Raw genomic sequence first — 14,467 nt, 5'->3', positions numbered from 1 at the left:
CTTTATATCTTATCACGTTCGTTGTTTGCGAGTCAAGAAGTTTTTTATCGAATCTCGTTTTCTTTTCTCGTATTTTGTCGTCGTTCTTGGCGACAAGTAATAATCTATCACATCTAAAAAAAGAATACAAGATCTTTTTTACTAGTTTTTTAAAAAGCTAGCGGAATTAAAAAAGCCCCTATAAAAATAGGGACTTTAACAGGCTTACTGCGCTGTATACCCGCCATCAATGACGACAGCCTGGCCCGTAACGCCTGACGCTTTCTTGCTAGCCAAAAAGGCAGCGTAGTTCGCTACTTCCTTTACTTGCAGCAGTCGCTTCTGCGGCACCAGCGGGTAGATGACTTCTTCCATCACCTTTTCCAACGGCACATTTCTTGTCTTAGCCAAATCCGCTAATTGGTTTTGTACCAGCGGCGTATCGACATACCCCGGACAAATAGCATTTACCGTAATACCAGCCGCTGCTCCTTCCAAGGCTGCAACCTTGGTGAGCCCGATGACTCCGTGCTTGGCACTATTGTAAGCTGCCTTCCCTGCAAAGCCAATCAAGCCGTTGATCGAAGCCATATTGATGATACGACCATGGCCTTGTTGCTTCATAATGGGGAACGCGTGCTTAATCGCAACAAAAGGCGCTGTCAGCATAATACTGAGCATTTGTTCAAATTTTGCAGTCGGAAACTCTTCTATGGGAGAAACAAATTGCAATCCGGCATTATTCACTAAGATATCGAGTCTGCCAAAAATCTGGACTGTCTGCTGGATGCACTCCCGCATTTGTACCTCGTCGGTAACATTACAACCAAAGCTGATTGCTTCGTGACCTTCCTTCTGCAATTGGGCTGCTGCTGCTTCCGCTGCTTCCCCATTCAAGTCCAGTATGACGACCCTCGCCCCTTCCTCGGCAAACGTCCGGGCAATCTCCAATCCAATACCGCTTGCAGCCCCTGTTACAACTGCTACCTGTTGCTCCAACAACTTCTCCATCCCCTACTATCTCCTCTCCTGATCCTCATTTTCTCTGTCTATAAACTCGCTGATCTTTGATGAAAATTAGAAAATAGACACGGCAAATGCCAGAATGAACACGACAGCTGTTTTCAAAACCGTAATCGCGAAAATGTCTTTGTACGATTGACGATGAGTCAAACCAGTAATCGCGAGCAGTGTAATGACCGCCCCGTTGTGCGGCAATGTGTCCATACCACCGGAAGACATCGAGGCAATACGGTGCAGCAACTCAGGGCTGATTCCCGCAGCACTCGCCATCTCCAGATATTGCTTACCCATAACCTCCAGCGCGATCGACATACCGCCCGACGCTGAACCGGTCACACCTGCCAGTACGTTTACAGCCAGTGCCTCAGAAACCAACGGATGGTCACTTGCTCCCATAATCCAGCCTTGGATGAGCTTGAAGCCCGGCAATGTTTTCACAACGTTTCCGAATCCAACTTCGGAAGCAGTATTGAAGATCGCCAAGAGAGAGCCCATCGCGGCTGCAGTCAAACCACTCGCCAGCTTGTTTTTAACTTGCTTCACATTGATTAAAAGCGCAGCAATAATTCCAAGACAGAGCGAAATAATCAGTGACCAAGAGGATACGACGTTTTTCACTTTCTCAATCTTAAATGACTCTTTGAGGATCGCTGGATCGTACCACGTCTCTACTGTCCAAATCCCTCTACTGAACATATAGTTACCCACGAGCACCAACGCCAACGGGAGAATCGCGACCCAGATGTTCATGTAGGATTCATTTTTGATCAACTCTGGTTCATTCGTATGTCCCTCGCCGTAGCCTTCCCCAGCAGCGACAGCTTGCTTGCGTCTGCGCTCCAGCCATAGCATCCCGCCAATGAAAACCAGAATGGCGCCAATCGTTCCAACAACAGGTGCAGCATAAGCATCCGTACCAAAATAAGTAGTAGGAATAATGTTTTGAATTTGTGGTGTACCTGGCAAGGCATCCATCGTATACGTAAAAGCCCCGAGCGCAATCGTTCCTGGAATGAGTCGCTTCGGAATGTTGGCTTCACGGAAAATCGCAGCGGCAAACGGATACACAGCAAATGCCACAACGAACAGGGAAACTCCGCCATACGTCAGAATCGAACATGCCAGAACGACAGCTAAGATCGCACGATTGGAGCCAAGCGCCCTCACAATCGTGTGGGCAATGGATGAGGCGGCACCGCTCAACTCCATGACTTTCCCGAAAATGGCACCCAGTAAGAAAATAGGGAAGAATGATTTCACATAGTTTGCTGCATTCGTCATGAAGGTTTCGGTGTAGCTCGGCAGCAGAGAGATCCCGGAAAGGACAACGGCCAGCAGGGTAAAAATAGGGGCAAATACGATAACAGGATAGCCCCGATACGCAAAAAACATCAGCAGACCGAGCGAAACCAAGATGGATAACACTTCGATGATCATAGAATTCTCCTTTCAATTTTCTCCTCCGCTTTATAGAGGAAGTTGTGTGGATTCACTCGAGGAAAACGCTTTCAAATCTAATTCAATTGCACGGACCATGCCAACCCCAGCCGATTCCAGAAAAATCGTTCAACCATCCCCCTTCATCATGCCTGGACTGTTAGGGTGCAGATGATAGCGCTTGCATTTTTTCCGGAATTCCGGAATTTTTTGTCCGGTTTTATGGAATCTAGCAAAAATTCGCCCACTTTTTAGGGATATCTGCTCATGGAAGGCTATTGGGTTTTTACCTGAGACCATCTTGCTCTATTCCAGAAAACCGGAATCTACCAAAACGCTATTGCTTCAGATGAAAAAAGCCGCGAACTTGGCTCAACGCCACATCCCCGACTTATACATGCCTCGTGCTACTGATACTTCTCCCACTTTTCGTAAAAGCTGGACTTGCTGATTTGCAACAGCTTGGCGGCGTTAAGCTTGTTCCCCCCTGCTTGCTGCATCGCTTGACGAAGCGCTTCCTGCTCAGCCTCTTCCAAGACTTGTTTCAATGGTCGAACGGCATGAGTTGGAACCGACAAGGATTCGAGCGTCCCTTCTTCAGTTACAGGCAGCCAAATATGCTCCTTTTTCAAGATATCGTCTTCCATTAGATGCAGGGCTCGTTCCAGCACGTTTTTCAACTCCCGTACATTGCCTGGCCAGGAGTAGCCACGAAGTAAGTGCCATACCTCTTCATCAATGGCCCTGACCGCAACGCCAGTGGACTCGCCAAGCTGTTTGAGCAGATTCGAAACCAGCTCCGGCAAATCCTCCAGACGCGCGCGCAACGGAGGAATCGAGAGTGACACGACATTCAATCGATAATAGAGGTCTGCCCGAAACTTCCCTTCCTTGATGCTTTGAAGCATATCCGAATTCGTGGAAGCGATCACCCGCACATCTATTGGTGTCGTCCGTACAGCACCTACCCGCTCGACCTCTTTTTCCTGCAACACACGCAGTAGCTTGGCTTGCAGCGGCAACGGCATGTCCCCGATCTCATCCAACAAAATGGTTCCGTGGTTGGCCAGCTCGAACTTTCCTTTTTTTCCGCGGCGAACAGCCCCGGTAAACGCACCTTCTTCATAGCCAAACAGCTCTGATTCGAGCAAAGAATCCGGAATAGCGGCACAATTCACCCGAATGAAAGGGCCCATTTTGCGCTTGCTCTCGGCATGAATGGCGTGGGCAAACAACTCCTTGCCCGTCCCGCTTTCGCCCGTGATGAGCACAGTCGAATCGCTTTTCGCAACTTTCTGAGAAAACTTTTTAAGCTCCTGCAGCTTCTGGCTGTACCCAACGATTTGGTCAAAGTGATAGGTAGCCCCCATCCGCCGCCGCAGCTCTTTCTTATAATAGGTCAATTCATCTTTCAGCTGAGCAACCATCGCAGCCAAGGCAGTGAGTTCTTGCACATCTTGGAACAGCACCGTTCCCAGAACCGCAATCACTTTTCCTTCGTCCATGATCGGGATGCGATGCGCAATCATGTTCTGTCCTTTTATTTGCTGAATGTCGGCGATCTCGGCAACGCCAGCCTGACCAACAATATGCATCCGCGTGTTTTCGATGACATCCGTCACTGGTTGTCCAATCACGTCCTGTACATTAAGAAATTCCCGATAGCTCCGATTCAATAAGAGTATTTTTCCGTCCTTGTCCGTTACGATCATCGGTTCATGGGCATTTTCAAAAACGACCTCAAGCAATTTGCTCATCTGCTGGAGATTCCAATCCAAAACCGGCTCCCCCTTTGTCTGATGCGGTTGTGTAAAAATTATACAGGAACGATCAGCGGAGGTGTTGTAATTGCTTGACCAATCGCTTGGGAGCCGCGCACATATAGCCTTCCCGTATGTAATCCTCGATTTCACCATAGCTCGTCACGTTTTTGTCCAGAATCGAAACCCAGCCGTGATGACCGATGTACGGTGTCTTGTAAAAATACTCCTGTGCAAGCAAAATCTCTTGGGTCGTCTTCAGCACCTTCACAGAAAAGGAGGGGCCTTCAGTGCCCCCCTCTCCCAAAATGACAAACGGCTTGTCGTTTACGCGAAACGATGTATGTCCAAAAGCGTCTACCTGCTCCGTTACCTCTGGCAACCGCATCGCCAGCTCGCGAACAGCAGCTACCATCTTTAAACCTTCTATAGAAGAAATCTGTTCGTGCACCATCTGGTCTAAGCCTCCCTTTGCTTCCAAACGCTCATGTACCAGTCTGTTCTGTACTTTGCACCACGCTTCCTTCTCTCATACGATAAAGCGGCAAAATAAAGCTGAGACCAATGATCATCAGGAATGCAGCGATCCCGTATATGACTGCGAGCGGAAGATACAGCTTCAATACTCCCGTAATACTCATCATGACGACCATGGAGCCTGTAAACAACGGGGTCAGTATTCCATTCACCCGACCGATAAAGGTACTCTCTGTGTTTTTAAGCAGCATGGTGTTGATCCCGATTTGAATGGATGGCAAGAGCAATCCCGCAATGAACTGGGCAACAAGTGTCAGCCACAGATTCGTGGACATCCCGCAAATCGCTACTGCGACCGCATTCCCAAGAAGTCCCATAACCAATAGCTTTTGCGGTGGAATCGTTTTGGAAGCTGCCATCGTCATGGCCCCTCCGGCAATCATCCCCACACCTTGGGCGGTAATTAACCATTGCAGGCTTTCTTTTGGCAATTGTAGTTGCTCGGTCACGATAAAAATCCCAAGCGGCTGAATCATTCCCAATGAGAATCCTACAGCCAAAAAGCAAAAGCCAAGCATTGACAGCACGCGACTGGAGAACACATAACGAATCCCGCTGACCATCTCCCCAAGCAGTGCCGTTTCTTGCTGCTCTTCTTTCTCGACACGATCTGGCGGCAACAAATACAGGACACCCGCCGCTGCGAGGAACGCAACTGCCGTGATGACCATAGCAACCTCCATCCCCCATTGCTGGAACACAAACGTACCGACAATCGGACCAAATACCATGAAGATCGCGAAAATAGTCTGGTACGCCGACATTCCTACCTGAAGCTGTTCACCAGGTACATGCAGCTTGAACAGCTTCATACCGGACGGTTGGGAAAACTGAGAGAGAATGGCTGAAATGAGTGTGGCAAAAAAGATGGCCTTCCACGAGCCGAAAACGAAGGTAAGCAGCACTCCGACAACCGATAGAGCACTGAGCACCTCACACCAGACCATCGTTTTTCTCGGTTGCCAGCGATCGGCAAACGTACCAGCAAGAAAGGAAAACAGAAAGATTGGCGCATATTCCGCCACTGAAATCATGGAGACAGCGAACGGATCGCCTCCCGTATGATCCATCACATAGAGCAGAATCGCCATGTTGCGCACCCATACTCCGATTTGCAACAGAACTGCTGATAACAAAATAGCCCTGACATAACGATTTTTCAAAACATTTGACATAAAAAAGCCTCCTTATCCATTGCGATCTGGACAGGAGGCTACGCATATTATCGTCAAAAAGACATAGAAACCCTTTGATGAGTCTAAAAAGGATCTACCATCTATTCGCCAATATGCACATACTACCCCTATCCAAAAACGCATCGATTTATCCGATTGGTTTTGTGGAAATAGGAGTTAGCAGATCATCGGCTTAATGGTCACCCTTTCTTGTAGAATGACCCAAGGGTACCACAAAAAGTAATCCTGTGACAAGAAAAATTCACTTGATCTTGTCCTATGCTTTGTCTACAAGTGTGATGCGCTCTGCTGCTGGAATGCGTGGCTGTGCGTTAGGGATCGCGGCTGGATAACCGATATGCAGGTTCCCCAGCACCTTTTCACCTGGTCGAATGCCCATCGCTTCACGGAATTCCGGCTCGTGAATCCACGGGTACGTCTCCCATGTCAGACCGATGCCTTTTTCCCACGCCAGCAAGCTAAAGTTATGAATGACAATGCTGGTCGAAGCGAAATCGTCCTGACGCGTAATCAGGTTCGGACTTTCTTCCATAATGACCGTCATCAGCATCGGAATCGCCATAATTTTATTGTAAAACTTCTCGCCGACTTCTTTCTTTTTTGACGGATCAATCTCCCGCTTCTCCTTCATGATCCGCACGGCCTCGGCGATTCTTTTCTTGCCTTCCCCGTACGTCACAATAAAGCGCCACGGTTGTGTCATGTGATAATTCGGCGCCCACACGGCTGTATCCATCAGTTCTGTAACCAGCGCAGGGTCTACCTCCCGATCTGTAAAGCGATGAATTGAGCGACGCTCTCTAATCAATTTGGTCAATTCCATTTCTGTCTCCTCCTTCTCATTCCAGAGCCATTGCAACGCCCCAGGAAATCTGGCGTTTGCATATTTGCTCAAATGATCCGCCCCTTCGTCCATGAACAGGACGAGCTGATCTGCTGTGAAGCCGCTATCAGCCAATATCTGATGGGCTTCTTTTGTCAGCGGGACCATTTGTTTCTGGATGTTTTGTTTTTTAGCACCTTCCTTACTGCCAACATCCATGTAGATGCGCAGCCCGGGTTGGTACATCTTCTTTTCCCGCATAAACGAAACCATGCCCTCATACCAATACGATCCCGAGATGCTGCCGATTTTCGTGAAAACATCTGGATATTGGTGCGCAGCGTACATCGAGATCAAGCCACCCAGCGAAAACCCGATGATCCCTGTTTTTTCCGGTCTAGAGTCTGTCCTGTATTTGCTGTCGATATACGCCTTACATTCATTGGCAACGTAAGAAAGATACGCATCTCCTTGTCCCCCAAAATCAATGTTGCGCTCAGGCGAGATCGCTTTGGAAAACCAAGGCGTATAGTCATCCCTGCGGTTTCCTGGTTGGATGCCGACGAGAATCAGCTCAGGAATTTTTCCCTCTGCAAACTTATCTTCGATTACATCGAGGGCAGTACTAAACGCAGGATCAAACAAGTCACCGCCATCATGGACATACATGACGGGAAAACGGGACGTACTCTTGTCGTAGGATGGCGGCAAATATACGAGCAGTGCTCGGTGATGGCATACGTCTGCAAGCAATTGTCCCTTCACAATTTGCATGTCCCCTCTTTATTTTTTTCTTCTGCTCAGTAGATAGAAGAAATACGGTACACCGATGATCGAAATGACGATACCCACAGGTAGTTCAATGGGTGTAAACACAGTTTTGGCGATAAAGTCAGCCGCCACGACCATGAGCATCCCGATTGTTCCCGACAAGGGAAGAGCATACCTATGCTGGATTCCCGTCAAACGCTTCGCAATATGCGGTGCCATCAAGCCAACGAATCCGATGCCTCCAGAAACCGAGACACACGCGCTCACGATCCCGATACTCGACAGCAGGAGAATATTACGCTCCTTTTCCACGGACACACCCAGATTCTTGACGGACTCCTCGCTCAGTTGAAGCAAATCGAGAATATGCACCTTGCGCATCAAAACAGGAATGAGTATGACTAGCCATGGCAGCATCCCTGCAATATGCGTCCAGTTAGCACTCCAAATACTGCCTGAAAGCCACACGGTTGCCATTTCAAAATCGTTTGGATTCATTTTTAACGAGAGATACAGTGATACAGCACCTAATCCGGAGCCAATGGCGATCCCCACCAGAATCAGTCGTTGTGGATCAAGCGCTCCGTTACGCCAGGCAAAGAGGTAAATCAGTCCAGCCGCAAGCAATCCGCCTGTCAAACCGAACAAAGGCATGGCCATGATGGAATACCAGCTCGCCTCCATAAATTGTCCACCGAAGAAAAACATAAAGGCGACGATAGCGGCTCCTGCCCCAGCATTAATGCCCAAAATCCCCGGATCAGCCAGCCCGTTACGGGTGATCCCCTGAATGACGGAACCAGCAACCCCCAAGCCAAAGCCGACCGATGCCGCAATAACGATCCGCGGCAGGCGAAAATCGAAAATAACCAAATCGAATTCCGCTACAGGGTCCATACGCAATAACGTTCGGATGACATCCATCACCGTCATGTCAAATACACCGTTGGTCAGGCTGATATAAACTGCCAGCAAAATCAAGGCGATGTTGACGAGTAACAGCAAACGAAATCTAGCTTTTTGATCAGGCATGCTTTCCCCCTCCTCTCTTGTAAATCAAATAGAGGAAGAACGGAACGCCAATAAAGGCCGTCACCACACCGATTGGGGTCTCAAACGGACTGTTCATAAATCGGCTGAGAACGTCAGACAGGGCTAGGAAAATGCCGCCCAGTAATCCTGCACATGGAATGATCCATCGGTAATCGAGACCTACCAAAAAGCGGGTAATATGCGGAATAATTAGCCCGACAAAAGCGATTTTTCCTGCCAACGCTACGGAAATGCCTGTGAGAATGACAACAGCAGTCGTTGCCAGCACTTTAACCATCACCGTTCTCTGTCCGAGGCTGCGAGATACTTCGTCGCCCAAGGACAAGATCGTAATCGATTTGGACAAAAGAAGTGCTATGACAATACCGACGATGGCAAAAGGAACCGCCAGTTTCACCAATTCAGGCTCCAAGAGATGTAGCCTTGCATTGTACCAAAAGCTGACGTTTTGCGAGACTTGAAAATAAGTAGAAATCGCAGCTGAAATACTGCTCAGAAAGGTACCCGTAATCGTACCGATGACCGCCATCCCTACTGGCGTCAAGCCGTTCGGCAATAGTCGGGAAAAAGCGAGTACCATCGCAACCGCAAGTGCTGAACCGATCAAGGACATGGTAATCATCGTGCCACTCGTAGCGGATGGAATGAAAACCATGCAAAGGGTAACAGCAAAGACCGAACCGTCAGACACGCCCATAATAGAGGGGGACGCGAGGTAATTCCTCGTCATCCCCTGCATCAACGCTCCTGATATCGCTAAGAACGCGCCGATCATGAGTGCTCCCAAGACCCTCGGCAAGCGAGAGTGCATGACAATTTGATGATCGACATTTCCTTCATCAAAGGCAAAGAAAGCTTGATAAATCGTCCCCGCATCAATCGGCTTGGCCCCGTAATGAATGGAGAGCAAGATTGTAAGCAGGATCACCACTGGCGAAACAGCTAGTATGATCATGGAAGTTGCTTTTTTGGATTGCATAGCTTACCCTCGCCCACTTTTACTTGGCAGACAATTTTTCTACAGCCGCCTTCAGGAATTGTGTTTTGCTCCAAGCAGTACCGCCTTGTGCGAGAGGATCAACCACGTTTACGTAAACATTGCCGTTTTTCACCGCATTCACGCTCTTCCAAATCGGGTTGTTCTGCAAATCTTCCAATGCGTTTGGCTTGTCTTTATTCTCATCTGGAGAGAACTGGATGAACAGGTAGTCCGGGTTGATCTGGGTGAACTTCTCCATGGAGATGATTTCTTGTGCCTTCGCTGCTTTTACTTCTTCAGGTGCAGTCAAACCAAGGTCTGCGTACAGAGCTGGGTTGAAGAACACTTTCTCTGGATAGATGTTGATGTTTCCTTGGCGCAGACGGATTACGAGTACTTTTTTATCCTTTATGCCGTCGCCCAATTTTGCTTTCGCCGCTTCAATCCCTGATTTGTATTCATTGAGCGCTTTTTCTGCCTCAGCTTGTTTGCCAGTCAACTCACCTAGCAATTGCAGGTTCGCTTCCCAGTTGGTCGAAATGTGGGACACAGGGAAGGTAGGCGCAATTTTGTTCAATTTCTCAGCCATTTCAGGCGGGAATTTACTGCTTCCCAGAATGACATCAGGCTTCAAGGACAGGATGGTTTCCAGGTTCGGTTGGATTTTTTCCCCGATGGATGTGGCTTCGCCCGTAATCGGTGCAAACATCTCCGGGAATTTACCGCCTACAGAAATCGCTCCTACCGGTTTCACGTTCAGTACCAGCGAATCTTCCATGGACTCCATGCTGCCTACAATGGCGATCCGCTCTGTTTTGCTAGGAACGGTATATTCTTTATCCAAATATTTGATCGTGCGCGTCTCTGCTTTATTAGCTTCATCCGCCGGCTTTTCTGCTGTAGCTGTTGTCGCAGGTGCTGTAGTAGGTGCAGTCGTGTTATTCGCTGCTTCTTTTCCTCCGCCGCACGCTGTCAGAGCCAATGTCAGCGCTGCAATGCTCAAGCCAAGGTATATCTTTTTCATTCTTGAAAGACCCCTCTCAGAAATGTAATGTTTCACTCTGTGCGAGTGATAACGATTATCATTCGTGATTATAAAGCATCCACTCCTGCCCGACCATGGACGAAATCCAGAATCAACATGGACGATCTCCTGAAAACAATTTCACACTATCTTCCACGATCCGTTCATGAGCCGTTGCCGAGTATTCTCGCCAAGGGTCGGATGTTATGACATGCGCCCGATTGTTGCGGACTGCTTCGATCTCTTGCCATGGTCCCGATGCTTTCAAGGCCTGGAAGCATGCCAGCGTTTCAGCCTCTTGGCAAACCAGCAGCAGCAAGCGATCTGGCGCGAGCGCAGCCAATTCCTGTGCGGTGACAAGCTGGTCGTACTCCTTCTGCTTCGAGACAAAAGCAGGTTTGACTTGCAGATCCTGATAAAACACTTCATTCATACTGCGATTGCAGTGGACATAGAGCTGGTTTTTTAAAACCCGCACGATGAGCACCGTTTCATCGCCCAGAACCTGTTGAAGCTTTGTCCGGGCTCGCTTCACCTTTTTCTCGTACTCGCAAAGCCAATGATTGGCTTCCACGGACTCACCCAAAAAGTCTGCCATGAGCTGCAGTTGTTCTTTCCATCCCCGCTCTTCAAAGGGAACATACAAGGTGGGGGCAATCTCGTTGAGTTGCTCCTGTTCCTCCAAGCTCGTTTCGTCCAAGCCAATGATGACATCCGGCATGGCATCGCGAAGCATTTCAATGTTGGCTTTCCAATTCTGATTAATTCGAAACGCGCTCAGATGTACCGGGATATCGTTTCGATAGCTGTGATGATAGTAAGCCGTCCATTTCGGGTGCAGTGGCGCCGCGTAAGGAATCATTTTCAAAGCCAGTAAATGCCCGATGATGGTCGAGCCGTACGCCGCAATTTTTCGTTGGCGGCTTTTCATATAGAGAGTGGGTGAAACACCGACAGCTTTCTTGAATTTTCGACTAAAGTAAAACTCGTCGTTGTAGCCCACTTGATGAGCGATATCGCGCAGCTTGGCATGCGACTGCACCATCATCTGCTTCGCCCGGCTAATGCGAAGCTCTGCCAAATAGTCCATAGCTGAGATGCCATACGTTTTTTTGAACAGATCGACGAAATATTTTGGACTCACCTCTGCGATGCGAGCCAGCTGTTCAATCGTCACATTTTCCGAGTAATGCTCTTCCATATGTGCGCGTGCCTGCTCCAGCGCCATTCCAGAATCTGTGGCCGAGAAGTGAGCATGCTTGACGATGTGGTACCATAGCTCTTGAAACGTATGTTGGCCTCGAAAACGCTCGAGCGCCGTCTCCTGCTTCCATAGATTCTGGATCAAGTCACAATAGACAGGCAGCTGCCCTGCCGATTGGACAGAGATCTCTCCCCGAAAAGGAAACAGATCCTTTTCCCGAAGGGCTTGGAAGCGCCGATGTCTGTCTTTCGTTTCCATAAAGACATCAAAACGAAGCATGTACATCTCCAAATGATTAGCTGAATCAGGGACGATTCCAAACGTAAGCATAGGAGGACACACGTAAATCGCATCCTGCCGCAATTGGTACTCCTCGTTCTCCAGACGCAGACGCCCTCGTCCCCCGGTTACGACCAGCAAAATATGCGAATGAGTGAATTGTTGGCGTAATCGGTCATATCCTTTTGCTCTGAGCCATGTAATGTCACGCAGCTTAAAAATGGCTTCTGCCATGGTCTTCTCTGTGAATTGTTGAACCAAGGCTTGTGTTTCGTTCATGTTCTCACCTCTGCCCGATCCTCTATGTAAATGTTGATAATAATTCTCATTATCACCGATAGAGAAAGTATATCAAAAGTGACGCTTGCTTCCTATCAGGAATATGTAATGGAATTGAACCGATAACTTGAACGTGGTATGGTACGTACCAATAGAAAGGGAACGACGGGAGGGAGTGCGCTGGACGCAAGGTGCTCAAGTAGTTACGACGATTTATCAACTGAAACCATTCAACATAACGGAGTGAAAATGAAGATATGAAACGATATGTTCTACCTTTTGTCTCTAGCCTCATCGCGATTACTTTTGTAACAGGGTGCACCTCTGCCTCTGAGCAATTGACGGTAAAAGATCCCACCCCATCTGCAACGGAAAACGCAGGGACGTCTCCTGCTGATGCAACAAAAGGCGAAAAGCCTGCGGATGATTTGCTCAAGCAGTTCACCGTACTAGCTGCACAAGCCAAGGAAGCGAATGAGCTAACTGCCTTTTTGGATCAGCATCTGGCGACAACGGACACGAAAACCGCCGATCAATTATTTTTTGCACTTGATCAGTACTATGAGAAACATTTGCCCACGATAAACGATAACTTCAAGGCTCTTCTCGCCCAGCCTGGAAATGCGGAAAAGCTGTATGCCTTGCAATACCCTTACGATTTCAACAAGCTAGAAGGCGATGACAGTTTCAAACAATGGCTCCTCAATCAAACAGAGGGCGGACTCGTCTTACAGGCAACGAACGACATGTCTTTTTACTGGCAAGTGGATTACAAAGCACTGCAAAAATATGCTGCTTCGCTCGGCGAGGAAGGGAAGGACTACTTGTCCATTCAAGAAACGGAAACGGGCAAACCGTATTTGGGTGACGGCGGGTTGCAAATCACGCGGGCCGAGCTCGGACCCAGAATGGTTGAAGTCGAAGAGTATTTGGTCAACTACCGCAGTAGCCCACGTGCAGTGAAGCTCCGTAAGCTTTATATCGACTACCTCAAAACATATTTGTCTGATTACCGTTATGATGCCATTGACGTAGCAACAATGAAACTGCTCCCGGCCGTCACGGAAGAGTATCAGAACTTTGCCAAGAAATATGAGGCTACGAAAACAGGACAGATCGTCAAGGATTACTTGAGCGAGGTCGCTAAAAACAAGGACGTGGTCTTTGAACCTGGCAAGCCTGGTGAAAGTATCATTGGAGAACGAAAGCCGAACCTTAGTCAGTTCTTGAATGGGCTCGAGGTGCGGATTGCTCGGACGATGAATCCTTAAAAAACAAGCGGTTTGCGTGGCTGTAGTGGAGGAGAGGGAACAGGAGAAAACGACTCAGCTTCTAGGGCCACCCACTGGGGAATTGACTGGCCGACTCCATGCAAAAAGCGAAACCGCGTCCAAAGTGGTCCAATCTGGAAGTATCTCAGAGGTGGACGCTTAAGGGCGTGTTTCGCTTTTTGCATTACGTCTCGGTCGGTGTCCCTAAGATCTTCGTTGTTTTCTCCTGTTCCCTCTACAAGCTGCTTGTTTTTTTCGGTGGCTGATAAAAAATGGAAAGGCCTTTATTGTTCTATCGCCGAAGTCTCGAACAAATAGAAAATGTAATCGGAGGAAGCTCCCGCGTGACCCATTTGTCTGAGCATGGCGGAGATATTGCCTCGGTGATAGGTTCCGTGGTTGGCGACGTGTTGGACGATGTCTGCATAACGAGCATGAACCGTGCCTAATGCCGGGTGCGTATAAGGCGCGGTGTCCTCCATCGAGATTTGTCCGAAGAAGTCTCTGAACTGCTGGGCTGATTCGGCAAAAAGTTTTCGCAGCTCGTGTACGTTTTTCCCTTTTAATTCCTGCAAGAGAACCCCAACTTTTGGTCCTACCTCTTCGTAGCTCTCCCCCTTCATGGCCAACAACCAAACATAATCCGTTTTGAGAATGTGAGCCAACGTCTGGGTGATGGTCGGAAACACGCTGGGAACCTCCTGCTCACTTACTCCCTCTGGTACCTCCTGCAACCGCTTGAATACCTTTTCGTTTGCCCATACATGATATTCATACAAACGCAATGCTTCATGCTTCATAATCAATCTGCCCCCATTCCCTTTTTCCATCTCTTCTTTGCTTTCAATATAA

The 14,467-nt window shown here is 48.5% G+C and carries 12 protein-coding genes; 1 reads left to right on the top strand and 11 read right to left on the bottom strand.

Annotation, left to right across the window (positions count from 1 at the left end; all coding sequences use genetic code 11):
• Positions 1-204 precede the first annotated feature (204 nt).
• The 10 genes from ODZ53_RS27230 to ODZ53_RS27185 all read right to left on the bottom strand — a co-directional run bounded on the left by ODZ53_RS27230 (position 205) and on the right by ODZ53_RS27185 (position 12,344).
• Positions 205-990 carry a 3-hydroxybutyrate dehydrogenase gene (locus ODZ53_RS27230; protein WP_372681370.1) on the bottom strand — a complete coding sequence of 262 codons (786 nt, stop codon included), beginning with the start codon at positions 988-990 and terminating at the stop codon, positions 205-207.
• Positions 991-1,056: 66 nt separating this feature from the next.
• Positions 1,057-2,439 (bottom strand): GntP family permease, encoded by a 1,383-nt coding sequence (locus ODZ53_RS27225; protein WP_173606708.1) that lies wholly within the window; start codon positions 2,437-2,439, stop codon positions 1,057-1,059.
• Between the two features lie 407 nt (positions 2,440-2,846).
• On the bottom strand, positions 2,847-4,217 hold the full coding sequence (locus tag ODZ53_RS27220) for a sigma-54 interaction domain-containing protein (RefSeq protein WP_372681368.1): 1,371 nt from the start codon (positions 4,215-4,217) through the stop codon (positions 2,847-2,849).
• A gap of 52 nt (positions 4,218-4,269) precedes the next feature.
• On the bottom strand, positions 4,270-4,653 hold the full coding sequence (locus ODZ53_RS27215; RefSeq protein ID WP_199928576.1) for an MmcQ/YjbR family DNA-binding protein: 384 nt from the start codon (positions 4,651-4,653) through the stop codon (positions 4,270-4,272).
• 31 nt (positions 4,654-4,684) lie between these two features.
• Positions 4,685-5,911, bottom strand: coding sequence for an MFS transporter (locus ODZ53_RS27210; protein WP_372681366.1), 1,227 nt, complete (start codon positions 5,909-5,911; stop codon positions 4,685-4,687).
• Between the two features lie 277 nt (positions 5,912-6,188).
• A complete protein-coding gene (locus ODZ53_RS27205; RefSeq protein ID WP_372681364.1) occupies positions 6,189-7,529 on the bottom strand; it encodes an alpha/beta hydrolase-fold protein in 1,341 nt (446 codons plus the stop codon).
• Between the two features lie 9 nt (positions 7,530-7,538).
• Entirely contained in the window at positions 7,539-8,558 is a 1,020-nt protein-coding gene (locus ODZ53_RS27200; RefSeq protein WP_372681362.1) for a FecCD family ABC transporter permease, read from the bottom strand.
• On the bottom strand, positions 8,551-9,558 hold the full coding sequence (locus ODZ53_RS27195; RefSeq protein WP_199928579.1) for a FecCD family ABC transporter permease: 1,008 nt from the start codon (positions 9,556-9,558) through the stop codon (positions 8,551-8,553). The genes ODZ53_RS27200 and ODZ53_RS27195 overlap by 8 nt, the downstream gene beginning before the upstream one ends.
• 19 nt (positions 9,559-9,577) lie before the next feature.
• On the bottom strand, positions 9,578-10,582 hold the full coding sequence (locus tag ODZ53_RS27190) for an iron-hydroxamate ABC transporter substrate-binding protein (RefSeq protein ID WP_087349219.1): 1,005 nt from the start codon (positions 10,580-10,582) through the stop codon (positions 9,578-9,580).
• A 112-nt stretch (positions 10,583-10,694) separates the two neighbouring features.
• A complete protein-coding gene (locus tag ODZ53_RS27185; protein WP_372681359.1) occupies positions 10,695-12,344 on the bottom strand; it encodes an AraC family transcriptional regulator in 1,650 nt (549 codons plus the stop codon).
• A gap of 257 nt (positions 12,345-12,601) precedes the next feature.
• Here ODZ53_RS27185 and ODZ53_RS27180 point away from each other — a divergent pair, with 257 nt between their 5' ends.
• Complete coding sequence (locus ODZ53_RS27180) at positions 12,602-13,615, top strand: ATP-binding protein (RefSeq protein ID WP_372681357.1); 1,014 nt, start codon at positions 12,602-12,604, stop codon at positions 13,613-13,615.
• A gap of 284 nt (positions 13,616-13,899) precedes the next feature.
• Here ODZ53_RS27180 and ODZ53_RS27175 read toward each other — a convergent pair whose 3' ends face one another.
• Positions 13,900-14,415 (bottom strand): DinB family protein, encoded by a 516-nt coding sequence (locus tag ODZ53_RS27175; RefSeq protein WP_372681355.1) that lies wholly within the window; start codon positions 14,413-14,415, stop codon positions 13,900-13,902.
• Between the last annotated feature and the right edge of the window lie 52 nt (positions 14,416-14,467).

Origin of the sequence: Brevibacillus sp. BD137, assembly GCF_041644655.1 — a bacterium.
GTDB classification, from domain to species: Bacteria; Bacillota; Bacilli; order Brevibacillales; family Brevibacillaceae; genus Brevibacillus; species Brevibacillus brevis_D.
The sequence above is the reverse complement of the archived record's forward strand: the minus strand, read 5'-3'. Positions and strand labels throughout refer to the sequence as shown.